The sequence below is a fragment of the Thermocladium sp. ECH_B genome (genome assembly GCA_001516585.1).
Classification (GTDB): Archaea; Thermoproteota; Thermoprotei; order Thermoproteales; family Thermocladiaceae; genus Thermocladium.
The window spans coordinates 1-1,521 of sequence record LOBW01000139.1 but is presented as its reverse complement, the minus strand read 5'-3'; the positions used below and the strand labels follow the sequence as shown (position 1 = coordinate 1,521).

The following is a 1,521-nucleotide window of genomic DNA, read 5'->3' as shown; positions in this document are numbered from 1 at the left end:
TGGGAATCAATAATACCAATGTCGCTGGAGGGGATTAGGGCGCGCTCGCCTAGGGATTACGGCATAGTGAACTCAATGCAGCAATTAGGCTGGTTAATTGGGTACGCCGCATCATACTTAATTAATAGCCCAGTGATGGCCACTGAGGCGGCCGCGGTTCTCTCCCTAATTCTAGCCATTGCTGGATTACGCCGCGTCAAGGCTTGAGCCCAGCCCCTAGAAGGAGCAAGGCTCATCATCCATTTTATAAAATATTGATCGAATCTCGTGAGCTACCCCGCCCTTAAGGGGCTTCCCGCTTCCCCGCCCCGCCTTGCCCATCGTTATGGGTAGTGGGCGGAGCTCCACGGGCGCTGCGGGCGGCTCCCACCCCGCACGCCTCAAGTGATTGAGAGAGGAATTATAATCCCTATCAGCCCTCCAACCACAGACTGGGCACTCAAAAACCCCATCACTCAACGTTAAATCCATCTTCACGTACCCACACTTGGCACACGTCTTCGAGGAATTCCTAGGATCCACTAGGATGAACTCCTTCCCATACTTCTCCATCTGGTACTTCACGATGCTCCTAAGCTCGTGAATGGCGACGTCGTGAAGCCTCATCCTCATCCTCCTCCCAGACTTACCAATAAGTTGCTTAACGTGGATATCCTCCATAACCACGACGTCGTAATGCTCTGCAAAGTATTTGCCCAACTTCATGTACAAGTCCCTCCTCAGATCCGCCAAATGCTCATAAGCCCTAGCCAGCTCCATCTTAGCCTTGAACCAATTATGGGATAGAAATTTCTTCCTAGATAGGGCCTTATGCAGCCTCTTCACCTTCTTCAATGCCTTCTCGTAGGGCCTCAAGTTTGGGAGGAACTCCCCATCCGAGGTCACGAGAAGCTTCTCCACCCCAACATCGATCCCCACCGCCTTCCCAGTATTTGGCAGCTTCGGGAATTCATGGTTTTCAACAATGAATGAGACATACACTTTTCCACTCCTCGTCACTTTTACCGCTATGCGTTTAACTTTCTCCAGTGGAAAGTCCCTATGAACGATTAATTTGAACACGCCTAGACTTGATAACCTCAACACGAGCCTCCTGCCCTTCCCCTCCCTAACCTGTATCCTCCAACCGCTCTGCGGATAAACAAGGCTGTAGTACTTATGGGGTTTCTTCTCCCTCGGGAATCTTGCAAGCCCATCGAAAAAGCGCTGCCTAGCCTCATAATATCTATCCGCGACTTGTTGCAGTACCTGTGAGTATAATTGTTGATACTCCTCATCCTGTTTCCTCAAGTCGAGGGCTAATTGCCTCAGCTCCGTGAGGGTTAATCCCTTCCCATCCTCATGGTAGAAGTATGTGTCTGCCCATCGTAGGGTATTGTAGATCTCCGAGGCTAACCTCAATTGGGCCTTTAACGCCCTCAACGCCTGTTCGTCGGTGTATGCTCTAAACCTAAACCCCACGATGGGCATCAGAAAAACGGGAACACCACTAATATAAAGTTATTCCCCCTCCCTCTCATC

The 1,521-nt window shown here is 50.5% G+C and carries 1 protein-coding gene and 1 pseudogene; one reads left to right on the top strand and one right to left on the bottom strand.

The window, feature by feature from the left end; all coding sequences use genetic code 11:
* A partial coding sequence (locus AT710_09765; GenBank protein KUO89793.1) for a hypothetical protein occupies window positions 1-207 on the top strand: 207 nt, incomplete at its 5' end.
* Between the two features lie 117 nt (window positions 208-324).
* Here the strand turns inward: AT710_09765 and AT710_09760 are convergent.
* A pseudogene (locus AT710_09760) lies at window positions 325-1,470 on the bottom strand.
* Window positions 1,471-1,521: the final 51 nt, after the last annotated feature.